The following is a 15,839-nucleotide window of genomic DNA, read 5'->3' on the forward strand; positions in this document are numbered from 1 at the left end:
TAACAAAAATGGCAGCAAACAAGAAATGGGCGATATTATACTGTCCCAAAAAAGGCATGTACAGCAGAGGAGTACGTTGGAGTAAGGTGGAAAAATGCCTGATGGACAACGGTATTGACTTTGACTATGTGCAAAGCGAAAACGCCAATAGCGTGGAACGACTGATAACTATGTTCATTGAAAATGGTTATAAAACAATCGTGGTTGTTGGTGGAGACTCGGCCCTGAACGATGCTGCCAACTGCTTAATGCATATTGATAAACAGGCACGCGAAGACATTGCACTGGGCGTTATACCCAATGGCTTAATGAACGACTTTGCACATTTCTGGGGAATGAGCGAAGGAGACATTGACGCCACAGTGAAATGGCTAAAGAAAAGGCGAGTTAGGAAAATAGACTTGGGCAAAGTGCGCTATACCAATAAGGAAGGCCAACAATGCCAACGCTATTTTCTTAACTGTGTAAACGTGGGTTTGATTGCCACAATCATGAACTTACGCTTGCAAACACGTCGCTTTTTTGGTTCGCGAACACTTTCATTTCTCTTCTCTTTTGTGCTTCTGGCCTTTCAACGACTAGAATACAAGATGCATCTAAAGATTAACGAAGATGTGTTGAACCGAAAAATTATGACCATCTGCGTGGGAAATGCCCAAGGGTACGGACAAACGCCCAATGCAGTTCCATACAACGGATTGTTGGATGTGTCGGTGGTGTATCATCCAAAGATGATGAAGTTGTTCGAAGGTATATATTTGTTTTTACGTGGTAAATTCTTAAATCATAGAAGCGTGCACCCTTATCGTACACGCAAAGTGGAATTCATGGATGCCAACCACGCTTTAGTAGGCATTGACGGCAGGCCTATGAATACGCCTGCTGGTTCGTTTACGATTACAGTAGAGCAAGAGGTGATCAACTTTTTGATACCTGATTAACCTAGTTTACTAACTTTTCGCAACTCTTCGTCTTGCATGATGCGGATTTTTCGTCCGTCAATAGCAATCATATTTTCAACAGCGAAAGACGACAACGTACGTATAGCGTTGCTCGTAGTCATGTTAGACATACTAGCGATGTCTTCTCGGCTAAGATAAATGCTCAGCGTGTAGCCATCTTCTTCCACACCATAACTATCTTTTAAGAATAGCAATGTCTCGGCCAATCGCCCACGAATATGCTTTTGTGTGAGGCTAACCGTACGTTCGTCGGCCGTGCCTAACAATTTTGCAAGATGGCGAATAAAGAACATGGAAACAGCATTGTTCTCATGTACAAACTTTATAACCAATTGTATGGGCAAGAAAGCCACCACACAATTATCTATAGCCATGGCCGAAGTTTTATATTCTTCGCCTGCAAAGAAGGCACGATAACCAAAGAAATCAACGGCTTTGATGGCACGAATAATTTGACTTCGCCCATTAACACCATCTTTATAAACCTTAACTTTACCAGCGATAAGGCACATCACCTCACGTGGAGGTTCACCATCTCTATATATAATATCGTTCTTTTTGAACGAAACAATCCTAACATTGTCTGCCAATAGCTTTCGTTGAGACTCTGAAAGGGGCGTCCAGCGATCGGAAATAATCTTGATTACTTCGTCTTTTGATACTAGAAATTTAGCTGTCATAATTTTTCTGGCTTTACTCAGTCTTATGTTGATTAACAGAATTGGTTACAAAATTACAACTTTTTCTTCTATGAGACCGTTTAATTGTTCTCTTTTTTATATGAATGAAGAAGAAAATTTGTTATTTCTGTAATTTTTATTGGTTTTATTTGGGTTAAAGACAATTATTTTGTACTTTTGGCAATAGAAGAGTTGAATACCTAACCAACTTCTTTTACTAGATGACTAACAATTAAACCTTAAAGTATAGCTGTATGGGTTATATACGATTTGAAAAAGGCCTCATGACAAACCTTGAGGAAACATTGCCTAAAGAGTTGTTGCGAACCAACAGGTCGGGAGCATATTCATGTTCGTCTATACTGGACTGTAACACAAGAAAGTATCATGGACTTCTTGTTGTGCCTATTCCTGAGATTGATGATGAAAATCATGTATTGCTTTCTTCGCTTGATGTGTCCGTTATTCAACATGGAGCAGAGTTTAATCTTGGCTTGCATAAGTATCGCGGAAATATCTTTAGTCCGAACGGCCATAAGTATATCCGTGAATTTAACTGCGACAAAGTTCCCACAACCTTATATAGAGTGGGTGGAGTTGTGCTAAAAAAAGAAGTGGTTTTTCAACATTTTGAAGACCGAATTCTAATCCGTTATACGTTAGAAGATGCTCATTCTGATACAAAATTACGTTTCAAGCCCTTCTTAGCTTTTAGAAGCGTACGCCAGTTTACTCATGAGAATGCTGTTGCTTCGCGTGAATACCATGAAGTGGAGAATGGAATAAAAACTTGCATGTACGCGGGTTATCCCGATTTGTTTATGCAGTTTAGTAAGAAAAACACATTTATCTTTGAGCCAAATTGGTATCATGGTTTGGAATATCCCAAAGAACAGGAGCGCGGCTATGACGCCAACGAAGACCTCTATGTGCCTGGCTATTTCGAAATGAACATCAAAAAGGGCGAGAGTATAGTGTTTTCTGCATCCACACAAGCGTTTAAAACAAAGGAATTGTGTAAGCTTTTCCAAGAAGAAGTGGATGAAAGAAGCCCTCGCGACAACTTTTTCCATTGCCTAGTTAATGCTGCTCACCAATTTCATATCAGCGAACCTAACGGCGATGAATACATTTTGGCTGGTTATCCTTGGTTTAAATGCAGGGCGCGCGACACCTTTGTGGCGCTTCCTGGACTAACGTTGGCCATTGAAGAAGAAACTTATTTCGAGGCTGTAATGCGAACAGCTGAACGTGGTTTGCGTGAGTTTATGAACGATAAACCGCTAACAGTGAAGATTGCAGAGATTGAACAGCCCGATGTGTTGTTGTGGGCGGTTTGGGCTATACAACAATATGGACGAGAAACGTCTAAGGAACGCTGCATAGAAAAATATGGACAGCTTGTTAAAGACATCATTATATATATAAGGAGCAATAAACATCCTAACCTTATTTTAGACGAAAACGGACTGATACGTACCAATGGAAGAGACAAAGCCGTTACTTGGATGAACTCAATCATCAACGGACGACCAGCTATTCCGCGTTCAGGATATATTGTTGAGTTTAATGCATTGTGGTATAATGCTCTGAAATTTGCTGCAACTATCGCTACCGAGATGGGCGAACCGCATGAAACGGTGAACTTAGAAGAAATGGCTGCAAAGTGTAAAGAGGCTTTTGTTGAAACGTTCTTGAACGAATATGGCTATCTTTACGACTTTGTAGATGGGAATATGGTGGATTGGAGTGTTCGGCCGAACATGATTTTCGCTGTAGCACTCGACTACTCACCGCTAGAGTTAAGCCAAAAGAAGAGTGTTTTAGATGTATGTACGCGCGAACTGCTCACACCTAAAGGACTTAGAACGTTATCGCCAAAGAGTGGCGGATACAATCCTATGTACGTTGGACCGCAAATTCAACGCGATTATGCCTACCATCAGGGTACAGCTTGGCCTTGGTTGGGAGGATTCTACATGGAAGCATGCCTTAAGCTCTATAAACGCACCCGTCTTAGCTTTATCGAAAGACAAATGGTTGGTTATGAAGACGAGATGTTTTACCATTGCCTCGGAACCATTCCCGAACTTTTCGACGGCAATCCACCATTTAGTGGGCGCGGAGCAATATCGTTTGCCATGAATGTAGGCGAGATATTGAGAACCTCGGAGTTACTTGAAAAATACTCATATCAATAATAACGGAGGAACTAAATAATGAAAGTATTAATGTTTGGTTGGGAGTATCCTCCTCACATCTTAGGCGGTCTTGGAACTGCTAGCTTCGGAATAACCGAAGGCTTGCATGCACAAGGCGACATGGAAATTACATTTTGCCTGCCCAAACCTTGGGGTGATGAAGACAAGAACGCCGCAAACATCGTGGCCATGAATTGTGTGCCCGTGGCGTGGCGTGACGTTAACTACGATTATCTAAAAGAAAGGTTGGGTAATGTGATGTCTCCAGAATATTATTATGAACTGAGAGACAATATCTATGCCGACTTCAACTACATGAACCTGAATGATTTGGGCTGTGTTGAATTCTCTGGTCGTTATCCCGAAAACCTGCACGAAGAGATTAATAATTATTCTATCGTTGCGGGCGTTGTAGCTAGACGAGAATCGTATGACATCATTCATGCCCACGACTGGCTTACTTATCCAGCAGGAATTCATGCGAAACAAGTATCTGGAAAGCCTTTGTGTATCCATGTTCACGCCACAGACTTTGACCGTTCGCGCGGAAAAGTTAACCCTACTGTTTATTCTATTGAGAAAGACGGTATGGATAATGCAGACTGCATCATGTGTGTGTCTGAACTTACCCGACAAACGGTAATCAAAGAATATCACCAAGACCCGCGAAAGGTTTACACTGTGCATAATGCAGTGTACCCCTTAGCGCAAGAATTACAAGACATTCCACGCCCCAACCACAATGGAAAGGAAAAAACTGTGACCTTTCTAGGTCGCATCACCATGCAAAAAGGCCCAGAGTATTTCGTTGAAGCAGCAACTATGGTGCTGCACCGCACACGCAATGTACGCTTCTGCATGGCAGGATCCGGCGATATGATGGATCAAATGATTATGCTCGCTGCCAATCGTGGTATTGCCGACCGTTTCCACTTCCCTGGTTTCATGCGTGGCAAGCAAGTTTACGAATGTCTTAAAGCTTCCGATGTGTATGTGATGCCCTCTGTTAGTGAGCCGTTTGGCATCTCGCCACTAGAGGCAATGCAATGTGGCACACCTACGATTATATCCAAACAGAGCGGATGTGCTGAAATCTTAACCAACTGTATTAAGGTGGATTATTGGGATATCCATGCTTTGGCCGATGCAATCTATTCTATTTGTCATAACGACAGCTTGTTTGAGTACCTACAAACAGAAGGTAAAAACGAAGTAGACCAGATAACATGGGAGAAAGTGGGCTTGTGGATACGCACGCTTTACGAGAGAACAATTAACAAGAAGTAATGCAGCCTTTAAAAATAAAAAACGATGAAAACGATATGTTTATATTTTGAGATACACCAAATTATCCATCTCAAACGGTATAGATTCTTTGATATAGGTACCGACCACTACTATTACGATGACTTTGAAAACGAAAGAAGCATCGCCGACATTGCCCAACGCTCGTACATGCCTGCGCTTAATGCCCTGCTAGATATGATTAAAGCCAATGATAAGTATTTCAAAGTGGCTTTTTCACTCTCGGGTGTGGGTATCGAGCAATTGGAAATGCATGCTCCGCAGGTGCTAGACAAACTGCAAGAGCTTAACGAAACAGGCTGCGTGGAGTTCTTGGCAGAGCCTTATTCACATGGTTTGGCTTCGCTTGTTAACGAAGATAGCTTTGAAGTTGAAGTAAAAAAACAATGCCAGAAAATAAAAGAATACTTTGGACAAACGCCAAAAGTGCTTCGCAATTCATCGCTTATCTATAACGATGATATAGGTTTGAAAGCTTCTCAAATGGGATTTAAGGGCATGCTCACCGAAGGAGCAAAGCATGTGCTTGGATGGAAGTCGCCCCATTACTTGTACCATTGCAGCATGGCGCCCAATTTGAAGTTGTTGCTTCGTGATATTCGCTTAAGCGATGACATTTCTTTGCGCTTCAACAATAGCGAATGGGAGGAGTATCCATTGTTTGCCGACAAGTATGTATCTAAGATTGCAGCTCTTCCTCAAGAAGAACAGGTTATCAATATCTTTATGGAACTGTCAGCATTAGGTATTGCGCAGCCACTTTCAAGCAACATATTGGAATTCTTAAAAGCTATTCCCGTTTGTGCAAAGCAAGCAGGTATCACCTTCTCTACACCAACCGAGATTTGTTCAAAGATGAAGAGTGTGGCAGCTTTGGAAGTGCCTTACGCTCTTTCGTGGGTCGACGAGGAACGCGATGTTAGCTGTTGGCTTGGTAATTCTATGCAACGCGAGGCCTTTAACAAATTGTATAGTGTTGCCGATAGAGTCAGAATTGCCAACGACTTGCGTATAAACCAAGATTGGGACTATCTGCAAGCTTCAAATAACTTCCGCTTTATGACTACCAAGAATACCGGTGTAACTATTGACCGCGGTATTTATAGCAGTCCGTTCGATGCTTTCACCAATTATATGAATATTCTTGGCGATTTCATCAACAGGGTTAATAGTTTGTATCCCGAAGAGATAGGCAACGAAGAGTTGAACAGCTTGTTGACAACCATCAAAAATCAAGGTGATGAAATAAGAGTGAAAGAAAAAGAAATTGTTCGTCTTCAAACGAAAATCGCTAAGATTGAAGCTGAAAGTGATAAACTTCGTGCTCAACTTGAAAAGGGAGAAAGGAAAGCTAAACCTAAGAAGGCAACAGTCAAAAAGACTGCACCTAAAGCTGAAAAATAAAAATCCTTTAATCGTTTAATTTTGAACGAGGTTTTAGTTCGTTGTTTTTTACTATACCTTATAGTTCTTCTATTGGATATACAAGGCATTTTTCCTTAGTTAATTATGACTATACAAACTGCCTGAATAGTAAAAACTTGTTTAATTATCACATTTAGCGTGAGTTTAGATTAGTCTAAGCTCACGCTTTTTTGTATGTTATACACATTCAAAAGCTAAGAGGGATGTATTCAAATCAGAAACTTAGTGCACAAAATAAGGTTGAATGCACGATGATTGGTTGGATGTATGCAGGCTTGATAAGCAAGGTTGCAAGGTCAGACAATGAAAAACAATCACAAAGAAGTTGTGAAAGCGCGTAAATTGCATTACCTTTGCATAACGAAATACATAAAACCAGTACCGTAGTTGGTGCATTCTAACTCAAGTTATGAAAGAATTTTTACGAGTATTGCGTCGCTTTGTGCCGCCCTACAAGAAATATTTAATTTTATCAGTTGTATTCAATATCTTATCTGCGATATTGAACATCTTCTCATTTGCAACGATTATCCCAATATTAAACATCCTTTTCGAGACAAATGAGTCGGTCAAACCTGTGTCTTACATAGCTTGGAGTAGTATAACAAGTATTGGCCAACTGGTGGATGTTGTAACAAACAATCTGAACTATTATGTGCAACAGATGATCGTAAGTTGGGGAGCTACAAACACATTGCTAGCTGTGGGTATGCTATTGGCTTTTATGACCATGCTCAAAACACTGGCCTACTTTCTGTCCTCAGCTTCTATCATCCCTATTCGCACGGGGGTGGTGCGCGACATTCGCAACCAAATGTATAACAAGATAAACCAACTCTCGCTTGGTTTCTTTTCTGAAGAGCGCAAAGGTGATATCATTGCACGTATGAGTGGCGATGTTCAAGAGATAGAAAACTCTATTATGTCTTCGCTCGACATGCTCTTTAAAAATCCTATTCTCATTATAGCCTACTTCATTACCCTCATTATTGTGTCGTGGCAACTAACGCTATTCACCATTATTTTTGTGCCTATATTTGGCTGGTTTATGGGATATGTGGGCCGTAAGCTTAAGCAAAATTCAATTAAGGCGCAAGCTTTGTGGAGCGACACTATGAGTCAAGTGGAAGAAACATTGGGCGGACTGCGCATTATTAAGGCGTTCTGTGCAGAAGAAAAGATGAATGCCCGCTTTGATAAGGTAAATAGTGCCTATCGTAACGACATCATGAAGGTGAACATTCGTCAGCAATTAGCCCATCCCATGAGCGAGTTCTTGGGTACGGTGATGATTGTTATCGTATTATGGTTCGGTGGAATATTAGTGCTTAACAATCAAGTGATGCAAGGCCCAACTTTTATTTACTACTTGGTGATGCTCTATTCAATCATCAATCCTCTGAAAGATTTCTCACGAGCAGGCTATAATATCCCTAAAGGACTAGCCTCGATGGAACGTGTAGACAAAATTTTAAAAGCCGAAATAGACATCAGGGAGAAGGAAAATCCTGTGCATATAAGCAGCTTTGAACATCAGATAGAGTTCAGGGACGTGTCGTTCAAATATGGTGAACAATGGGTGTTGCGCCATATTAACCTCACTATTGGTAAAGGAAAAAGTGTGGCTTTGGTGGGACAAAGTGGTTCAGGAAAGTCCACTTTGGTAGACCTTATACCGCGTTATTATGATGTCCAAGAGGGCGAGGTGCTTATCGATGGCATCAATGTCAAAGACTTAGGTGTACACGACCTGCGTCAACTTATTGGCAACGTTAACCAGGAGGCCATTTTGTTTAATGATTCGTTTTATAACAACATTACTTTTGGCGTAGAAAATGCCTCAATAAAGGAAGTGGAAGATGCTGCACGCATTGCCAATGCTTACGAATTCATCAAAGAAACAGAGCATGGCTTTGACACTAATATTGGTGATAGAGGAGGCCGTTTGTCCGGCGGACAACGCCAACGCATAAGTATTGCTCGTGCTGTGCTTAAAAATCCACCCATACTGATTCTTGATGAAGCAACGAGCGCATTGGATACTGAGAGCGAACGAATAGTGCAAGATGCACTTGAACGCTTGATGAAGACTCGCACAACAGTAGCTATTGCCCATCGTTTATCCACAATTAAGAATGCCGATGAAATATGCGTATTGCATGAAGGACGTATTGTAGAGCGAGGCACGCACGAAGAACTATTAAGCATCGACGGCTATTATCGTAAACTGAACGATATGCAGTCGCTCTAACAATTACCAACATAAAATGAATAAGATTCTATGAGAAAAAATCTCCCGAAGCTTATGCGTAGTCCTCTAGCGCCCTTTGTAGCCTTATTGGCTAATCTGCTTTTGGTTTTTGGTCTATATATTGTAGCCCGTATCGAGTATTTATTTGAAAACTACAATTATTTCTGCGCAGTGATTTCGCCATCACGGCTATGGAATGTGTTCTATGGTGGATACATGTTCGACCGTTCTGCTATTGTGTACACCAATGCGCTATACATCGTCATGATGCTTTTCCCGCTGTGGTTGAAAGAAACACCGCTATATCATAAGCTATGTAAGTGGCTGTTTGTGGTAGTTAATTCGCTCACATTGATTATCAACCTTGGCGATTCTGTTTATTTCCCTTATACACTTAGGCGCACCACAATGGGTGTTTTCAATGAGTTTAAAAACGAAAACAATCTTGCCGATGTGTTTTGGGGCGAACTTTTAGTGCACTGGTACTTGGTGTTACTGGCCACAGGATTGATTTTTCTTATGTGGAAGTTATACGTAACGCCACAAGTGTCCGCTTCTCAATATGTTACCGCTAAGCAACGCTTGGCTTATAGCGGTTTACAATTAGCCTTATTGGCCGCAGTTGCGCCTTTTGCAGTTTGTGCTTGTAGAGGTGGTTTTGACCAATCTGTTAGGCCTATTACTATCAGCAACGCCAATGAATATGTTGAAAGACCCACCGAATGTGCTTTAGTGCTTAACACGCCTTTTTCACTTATTCGAACCATTGGTAAAGATGTATTTCATGTTACCGAATATTTTAAGTCGCAAGAAGAGTTGGAAAGCGTTTTTACCCCCGTTCATAAACCAGACTCTTTGCATGCGCTTAATGCAAAAAACGTTGTGATACTGATTGTTGAAAGCTTTGGAAGAGAATATATCGGTGCGCTAAACAAAGATTTGGAAGGTGGCAACTACAAAGGTTACACCCCTTATGTGGATAAGCTAATCGAACAAAGTACCACCTATCAATACTCTTATTGCAACGGGCGAAAGAGCATCGATGGGATGCCTTCGGTGCTTTGTGGAATCCCTATGTTTGTAGAACCATTTGTGCTTTCTCCCCAATCTATGAACACCTATACAGGTTTACCTGGTTTATTGCGTCAAGAAGGTTATCAAACAGCATTCTTTCATGGAGCAAATAGAGGTAGCATGGGATTCTTAGCTTTCGCTAAAAAGATTGGTTTTGAAGCGTATTATGGTCGTGAAGACTACGCTGCTGACAAACGTTTTGGCGGAGATGCCGATTTTGATGGACACTGGGGTATATGGGATGAACCCTTCTTGCAATACTATTGTGCCAAGATGAGCGAGATGAAAGAGCCTTTTATGACGGCTGTCTTCACCGTAAGTTCGCACACTCCCTATGTTATTCCCGAAAAATATAAAAAGGTGTATCCCGAAGAAGGCTTGATAATGCACAAGTGTATCAGGTACACCGATATGGCTATTGGTAAGTTTTTTGAGAGCGCTCGCAAACAGCCTTGGTTTAAAAACACCATCTTTGTACTTACCAGCGACCACACCAACCTGAGCGACCATGCACAATATCAGACAGACATTGGTGGTTTTTGTTCGCCTATTGTTATCTACGACCCCAGCGGAGAAATCGAACCTGGTATGCGAGATGGTATTGCGCAGCAAATAGATATATTGCCTACAGTACTTGGGATATTAGATTATAACAAACCGTTCTTCTCCTTTGGGTGCGACTTAATGTCAACGCCTATGGACGATACCTATGCAGTGAACTACCTTAATGGTATTTACCAATATGTGAAGTATGGGTATGTTTTACAATTTGATGGCAATGAAACCAAAGCTGTGTATGCACTTGACGATGTGTTGATGAAAAAGAACCTCAAAGGAAAGGTGAAAGAGCAAGCACAGATGGAGCGCGAGGTTAAAGCTATTATACAGCAATACATGTATAGGATGAAAAACGATAAACTGATGCCCTAACGATGAAGAATGTTTTCAGTTTTATAGCCTACTATCTGCTGTATACAGTTTGGTTTACCTTTTCACTTTTGCCATTTTGTATACTTTATGTGTTGTCAGATTTCTTATATTTCATCTCTTATTATGTGGTGAAATATCGGCGTCGCGTTATCCGAATGAACATTACAAGTTCGTTTCCCGAAAAGAATGAGAATGAATTACGCGCCATAGAGAAAGGGTTCTACCACTGGTTCTGCGACTATTTGGTAGAAACTATAAAACTGATGACCATGAGTAAGCAACAACTAATGCGGCACTTGGTGTTTACAGGTACTGATGTTATCGACAAATATATTGAAGAAGAACGTTCGTGCGGTGTCTACCTTGGACATTACGGACAATGGGAATGGATAACTTCTCTTCCTTATTGGATAAGTGATAAGGGGCTTTGTACACAGATTTATCACCCCTTAGAGAATAAACGATTTGATAGCTTGTTTAAAAAAGTTCGCGAAAAGCAAGGGGCACGTTGTATTGCCATGGCCGAAACTCTTCGCCGTGTGGTGGCCTATCAGCAACAGAAACAACCCATAGTAATGGGATATATATCAGACCAGGTGCCTTTTTGGAACAATATACACCACTGGTTTAATTTTCTAAACCACGACACGCCAGTACTTACAGGAACAGAGAAAATAATTAAAGCCACAAACCAAGTGGTTTTCTATTGTGATGTGTCGCGTATTAAACGTGGATATTACCGTTGCGACATGCAACTAATAACCGACAAACCAAAGGAAAAGACCGACTTTGAATTGACAGACCTTTATTTTGAAAAACTGCAAGCAACCATCAGACGTGACCCTACTTTATATCTTTGGAGCCATAATCGGTGGAAACGAACACGTGAAGAGTTTAATTTGCGCTACGACGAAAAAACAGGAAGGGTTGACCTTGGAAGTCTTGACGATATAAAAAAACGTAAACAGATAGAACAATAATAACAAAGGAATATGATATTTGTCAAAGGATATGGGCAGATGTGCAATAATATCTTGCAATTTGCGCATGCTTATGCTTATGGAAGAGAGCATGGCATAAAAGTAGTTGCAATGCGTTTCTGTTACAAATACAGATATTTCGAGCTATGCAATCAGGCTCTCTATCGGCCAATTACTTATCTCATTGCTAAGTTTCTCATCAAGTCGCATTTAATTAAATGCCTTAAATTCGACAGATGTGATGTTCCTTCCGAATATTATCGCTTGCTAAATACCCAGAAAATCATAGCATTAGACGACTGGTTGTTTAGACATCCAGAATTGTTCTTGAAATATCGTGAGGAAATAAAGCAACTGTTTAGATTTAAGCCCAACGTTATTAAGAGGCAGAAGGAATGGCTGGAAACTGTCGAACGCGATAGTACGATAAAACTAGGCGTACATATTAGACGAGGCGACTACGCCAGATTTATGGGCGGAAAATACTTTTTTAGCGATGAGGTGTTTGCTACACGCATTAAAGAATTTTCTGATATGCACCCCGATAAAACAATACAGGTGTTTATTTGTTCGAATGATTCTAATTTATCGGTCGACAAATTTAAGCAGTTTTTGAACAACAACGAGGTCTATCTTTCTCAAGGCAACCCTGCAGAAGACCTCTACGTGTTGTCTGAATGCCAATATATCATTGGTCCTAAAAGTACATTCTCGCTCATGGCATCGTTTTATAACAATGCCCAACTGCATTGGATGGAAGATAAAGAAGTGTGCTTAACGGGTGATAAGTTTAAACATTTTGAAGATCTCTTTATGAGTATTTGATATGAAGAAGAAGCGAATTTTGTTTTTATTGAGCAGATTTCTCGATGGAGGTATCGACTCTGTACTTGTGGAATACCTTACTTATATGGCCTCTCAGCCACAATGTGAGGTTACGTTGGCCATCGGTATGAACTACGACAAACTTGAAGTTTACAGCCATCGCATACCTTCTAACGTGCGAATTGTACATCTCGTTAACAGTTCGCTGTTAACTAAATGGAGGAAAAAGAAACTCTATTCGCCCATTCCTTTTTATATTAAGGCGTTCGACGAGGCACTGCTAAATCCAATAAGAAGGTATATTATATCGAGGAAGATTGCTAAATTGGCCGAACAATCTGATGTAATTGTCGACTTTGATTGTTGTTCGCATTCGTTTGTTAAACGCATCAACAAACCAAAAATCGGTTATTTTCACTTTTCAATTAAGCAAGTTTTGCAAGAAAATGAACGAAAAAGGCAGCGCATGCAACAAACCATTGAATGCTATAATAAGTTTGTTATCATTTCTTATGCCATGCTTGAAGAAGCTAAAGACTTGTTCCCCAGCTTGCAAAATAAGTTTGAAATGATTTACAATGGCATCAATTTTCACGAGCTTTCACAGAAGGCAATGGGAGAAACAGAAAACTCGCTATCTGATATCCCATATATTTTAACCATTAGCAGACTGGAAGAAAGTCAAAAGGATGTGTCTACCCTGTTGCAGGCGTACGCTCTTTTGCGCTCGAAATACAACCAAAAGCTGCCACTAGTGATTATCGGAAAGGGAAAATCAGAACAACAATTGCGCGAGTTAACTGCAAAGCTTGACATATCAAACCACGTTCATTTCTTAGGTTTTTGCTCCAATCCTTATCCTTGGATTAGTAAATCTAGATTGTATGTACAAAGTTCTAAGTTTGAAGGTTTGCCCACTACGTTAATAGAATCGTTGCTTTTAGACAAAGACATTGTGGCTACTGATTGTCCAACTGGCCCTAAAGAAATTCTGAATTTGGGCAAAGCTGGTTTGCTCACGCCCGTGGGCGATGCTGAACAATTGGCTGCTGCTATGCACAAAGCTTTGAGTGATGAAGAAGTTATTAAGCAATTGGCCGAAGGAAGGCAGCAACACCGAGAGAATTTCACAATGGAGAAGTCGGGTAGGGCATTGCTCGAACTTATTGAGCGTATGTAAACGACAACGAGTTAAAGCTATCTATATCCCTATTTATTGGTATTAAAGCATATAAGTGTGAACAATATTCGCAAACATTGCTGTCTGGTAAACTTGTTTTGTGTATAATAGGGTTACCAGATAGCAGAATAAAAAAACATCGAAGTTTTTAAGCGTAAAGTTGTTAAGATGCTTTGTTAAATATAGTTTTAATATTTTACAAAACAAACACTGCAAACCAAGCCTTTCTAGCAAAAATACATGTTAAATAGCATCGATTTCTACTGTTTTTAGGTCATGCTGCGTTTATTTTTACACCGTTTTTGAGCACCATAGTTGCATTTTGTACCATTTAGCCTTTCTAGAAAGTCGTCAGCTTTCATTTTTTCACCGCTCAAAACACCTCTTTTAGTAGTCAAAAAGTACTTTTATATATCACATTTTACTTTAAAAAGCCTTATTGTTTCATCATATGCTCAAGCGTGATGCTCACAAAAAGGTGCATTGTTTACTTTTCAATCTACTTTTTGCTGCATTTAGCCTTGCGTTTTGTAGGAGATAGCCTTGCGTTTTGCATGAGATAGCACTGCATTTTGCATGAGATAGCACTGCATTTTGCATGAGTTAGCACTGCATTTTGCATGAGTTAGCCTTGCGTTTTGTTACATTTAGCCTAATTTTAGGAAAAAATGGGGGATTATTTAATTGAAAACTCGTTTTGTCTGCAATCACAAATCACAACTATTTTTACACTAACAAACCTTCGCGAGAATCGATTATTTGCAAGCAAGTGGAATTAGGTGAGCAAAAAACGCACTCACAGTGTTAAATTTTATACTTATTATTTTACATCAAATAAAGAGTGGTTGCAAAGAATATTGAAGAATTGGGAAAGCAAAATTAACTAATCCATTCTCACTATCTCCAAACTCAAACAAAATAAATTATACGTTTAGTGGATTCTAACTCATTGATAGGAAATGCTCAGGATGATACGTTAAAAATAATGGTCGCAAAAATCAATGCCCAACCATAAAGAAAAATACTAATTTGATTGAGGAAAAAGGCTTTAAATTTAATACGAAATTACCAATTTTAAAGCAAATGCAAATGTTTATTTGTGTGATTAAAGTTTTGATAGACTGCCATAATTGGCAAACAAAAATAGGTGAACCATTTCTAGCATCAACCTTCTTATCACAAACCCATACGAACTAACCGCTAATCATTTTGTTTGCGCTTATACTCCATTATCTTAGCCACAATTGTGAATTGATAAATACCCTGCCATACTGCATAAATAAAACCTGCAACACCATCTTTAAAGCCACCTTTAAGAATATACGCGCGAATAAATCGAAACGAAGGGCGAACCAGCAATGCACCAATGCCATAGTGTTTATCACGCCGCTTAGAAATCTCGTTATCAGAATAAACATTATTTTTATGGTTAAGAGTGGCAATCGAATCGTTTGCAAGATGTTCAAATGCTAAGTCTTTGCGGTTTCTTGGCAAACGAATAACCCTACCTTTTACAATGGGCGAAGCATGAATAATGGGTGGCCAAGTGGTTAAGTCTTTTTTAAAGAAGCGCAAAATATAGTCGGGATAAGAGGCATGCATAAACTTTCCCATGAAATAATTTTTGCGAGGGATGGCCACACCTTCTTCACAATCGGGTTTAGAGATGTGTTCGTACAAATAAGCTGTTAGTTGTTTACTTACAATTTCATCAGCATCGAGCACTAAAACCCACGAAAATGTTGCACTTTCAATGGCAAATTGACGAGCCGGTTCAACTATATTGTAATCTCTTTTTTCAAAAGTTACCACACGACAACCATTGTTCTGGGCAATATTCACCGTGTTGTCTGTGCTTTCCATATCGCACACAACAATTTCATCAAACCCTTTTGCTGCATCAATCACCTGCTGCAAATGGCGTTCAGCGTTATAAGTGTTTATAACAACAGATATTTTATTGTCATCGTTCATGCTGCAAATATAATGAATTATTGGCTACATACCACACAAAAAACAAGCTTTC

General features: G+C 40.0%; 11 protein-coding genes. 9 read left to right on the plus strand and 2 right to left on the minus strand.

What is annotated here, in order from left to right; translation table 11 throughout:
- The first annotated feature begins 8 nt into the window (after positions 1-8).
- Entirely contained in the window at positions 9-941 is a 933-nt protein-coding gene (locus tag QME03_RS00540; protein ID WP_273147321.1) for a diacylglycerol/lipid kinase family protein, read from the plus strand.
- Here the strand turns inward: QME03_RS00540 and QME03_RS00545 are convergent.
- Positions 938-1,642 (minus strand): Crp/Fnr family transcriptional regulator, encoded by a 705-nt coding sequence (locus QME03_RS00545; protein ID WP_025816535.1) that lies wholly within the window; start codon positions 1,640-1,642, stop codon positions 938-940. The genes QME03_RS00540 and QME03_RS00545 overlap by 4 nt on opposite strands.
- 254 nt (positions 1,643-1,896) lie before the next feature.
- Here QME03_RS00545 and QME03_RS00550 point away from each other — a divergent pair, with 254 nt between their 5' ends.
- The 8 genes from QME03_RS00550 (at position 1,897) to QME03_RS00585 (ending at position 13,813) form a co-directional block, all read left to right on the plus strand.
- Positions 1,897-3,843: a glycogen debranching enzyme N-terminal domain-containing protein gene (locus tag QME03_RS00550; RefSeq protein WP_281723107.1), complete on the plus strand. Its 1,947-nt coding sequence runs from the start codon at positions 1,897-1,899 to the stop codon at positions 3,841-3,843.
- An 18-nt stretch (positions 3,844-3,861) separates the two neighbouring features.
- The gene (locus QME03_RS00555) at positions 3,862-5,130 is read left to right on the plus strand and encodes a glycosyltransferase family 4 protein (protein ID WP_025816537.1); all 1,269 of its coding nucleotides are present in this window, start codon (positions 3,862-3,864) and stop codon (positions 5,128-5,130) included.
- A 24-nt stretch (positions 5,131-5,154) separates the two neighbouring features.
- Positions 5,155-6,552, plus strand: coding sequence for a glycoside hydrolase family 57 protein (locus QME03_RS00560; protein WP_281723108.1), 1,398 nt, complete (start codon positions 5,155-5,157; stop codon positions 6,550-6,552).
- Between the two features lie 430 nt (positions 6,553-6,982).
- On the plus strand, positions 6,983-8,824 hold the full coding sequence (locus QME03_RS00565) for an ABC transporter ATP-binding protein (protein ID WP_281723109.1): 1,842 nt from the start codon (positions 6,983-6,985) through the stop codon (positions 8,822-8,824).
- Positions 8,825-8,854: 30 nt separating this feature from the next.
- A complete protein-coding gene (locus QME03_RS00570; protein ID WP_281723110.1) occupies positions 8,855-10,828 on the plus strand; it encodes an LTA synthase family protein in 1,974 nt (657 codons plus the stop codon).
- 2 nt (positions 10,829-10,830) lie between these two features.
- A complete protein-coding gene (locus QME03_RS00575; RefSeq protein WP_025816540.1) occupies positions 10,831-11,808 on the plus strand; it encodes a lysophospholipid acyltransferase family protein in 978 nt (325 codons plus the stop codon).
- A gap of 12 nt (positions 11,809-11,820) precedes the next feature.
- Positions 11,821-12,633, plus strand: a complete 813-nt coding sequence (locus QME03_RS00580; RefSeq protein WP_025816541.1) for an alpha-1,2-fucosyltransferase — start codon at positions 11,821-11,823, stop codon at positions 12,631-12,633.
- A gap of 1 nt (position 12,634) precedes the next feature.
- The gene (locus QME03_RS00585) at positions 12,635-13,813 is read left to right on the plus strand and encodes a glycosyltransferase (RefSeq protein ID WP_025816542.1); all 1,179 of its coding nucleotides are present in this window, start codon (positions 12,635-12,637) and stop codon (positions 13,811-13,813) included.
- Between the two features lie 1,200 nt (positions 13,814-15,013).
- Here QME03_RS00585 and QME03_RS00590 read toward each other — a convergent pair.
- Positions 15,014-15,787: a glycosyltransferase family 2 protein gene (locus QME03_RS00590; RefSeq protein WP_025816543.1), complete on the minus strand. Its 774-nt coding sequence runs from the start codon at positions 15,785-15,787 to the stop codon at positions 15,014-15,016.
- Positions 15,788-15,839: the final 52 nt, after the last annotated feature.

Source organism: Hoylesella shahii, from assembly GCF_937990675.1.
GTDB classification, from domain to species: domain Bacteria; phylum Bacteroidota; class Bacteroidia; order Bacteroidales; family Bacteroidaceae; genus Prevotella; species Prevotella shahii.